The 1,457-nt window shown below is 71.8% G+C and carries 1 protein-coding gene; it reads left to right on the plus strand.

The annotated features are described in order from the left end of the window. The first annotated feature begins 555 nt into the window (after positions 1-555). Positions 556-1,158: a hypothetical protein gene (locus E1295_RS48090; protein WP_132642083.1), complete on the plus strand. Its 603-nt coding sequence runs from the start codon at positions 556-558 to the stop codon at positions 1,156-1,158. Positions 1,159-1,457 lie beyond the last annotated feature (299 nt).

The raw sequence follows: 1,457 nt of genomic DNA on the forward strand, positions 1-1,457 counted from the left end.
CCTCCCGCCCGGGAACCACCTCGCCCGCCGCGGCGCGCCCCCAGACCTGCGTGTCCGCGTGACGCTCCGGTGCGACGCGCACGGGACAGGCACGGCCATGACGACCCGTACGGGCGCCGCGTGGACAACGCGGCCCGGTACGCCGGCACTCCGCCCGTGACCCCCGGGTACGTCGCCCGTCTACTTCTGTGACCCGGCCGGCCCATGGCAGCGCGGCTGCCTCGAATGACGACGATCAAGCTGGACGCGGCCATCGCCGCCGTTCTCGGGCTGGCATGGCCAATCGAACACTCCAGCGCACAAGGGGGGATGTCGGGAGTACAGTGTCGTGACACCACACCCGAACCGCGCACCGAAGGTGATCGTCTTAGGGATATGAGATGGACTTGGGTCGTCGTTCCGGTGTTGGTGCTCACGGCGTGCAGCGGCACAGGAGTTCAGAAGACCGGGGAGACCATACCGAGTCTGGAGCAGACTGGTCGGCCGGTCCCTGAGCCGGCTGCAGCCGGACCTGCGCGACACCCTGTCGCCCAATGGCTGCGTGTGGGTGGTTCGGTGGCCCCCGGCCTCGCCGCCGCCCGCCCTCCGATGCTGGTGGTCTACGCCGACGGGCTGGTCGTGGCCGGCGCCGCGCACGAGCTGCGCCTGCCGCCCGCCGAGGTCCGAGCCCTGGTCAAGGCGCTGGGGCGCGACCTGGCGGGGCAACCGGTCACCGCCACGCCCCGGCCGGGCCGGCCGACGGTGTACGACGCGCCGGCCACGGTCCTCGGCGTCGACAGCGGTGCCGAAATGCGCGAGGTGTACGTCCCGTTCCTGGACCTGGCGACCGACGACTACGCCGCCGGGCTCGTCGAGGCCCGCGACCGCCTCAGCCGCCTGGCCGACCGCGCCGCCGCACAAGGCCGGAACTACTCCACCGACCGCGTACGGCTGTCCGCCGAGCAGGTCACGACCCCTGCGACGACCGCCAAGCCCTTGCCGGAGGGTGTCCCCGTACCGCCCGAGACGCAGGCGCACTCGGGGCGCAAGGACTACAAAGGCAACAAGGCGCACACGATCGCCCGGCTGATACCACGAGACGGATCCTGGCACGTCTATCGCACCTCAACCGGCGAGCACATCGCGCTCTCGTGGCGTTACCTCCTCCCTCACGAGTAGGACTTCAGCTACGGACAGGCACGGCCATGACGGCCGACACGGGCCGCCGTGTGGACAACGACGCCGGTACGCCGGCCGTGACGCGGGTGTGCCGCGCTGGACGCCGGTTCGCAGCCCGTGCGGCGACGCAGACGTGCGGCCACACGGACGTACGGCCACGTCAGCCGGTGAATCTCCTGGACGAGGTGATGGCCCGGAGAGCCCCATGGCCGCTGTCCGGAGTGACGGCGGCCCGCGGGGACTGTCGCAGGAGGCCGGGAACCGTTGGTGAGGGAGGCGGGGGCCGAGGCGTGGGGGAT

The organism is Nonomuraea mesophila (assembly GCF_004352805.1).
Classification (GTDB): Bacteria; Actinomycetota; Actinomycetes; order Streptosporangiales; family Streptosporangiaceae; genus Nonomuraea; species Nonomuraea longispora.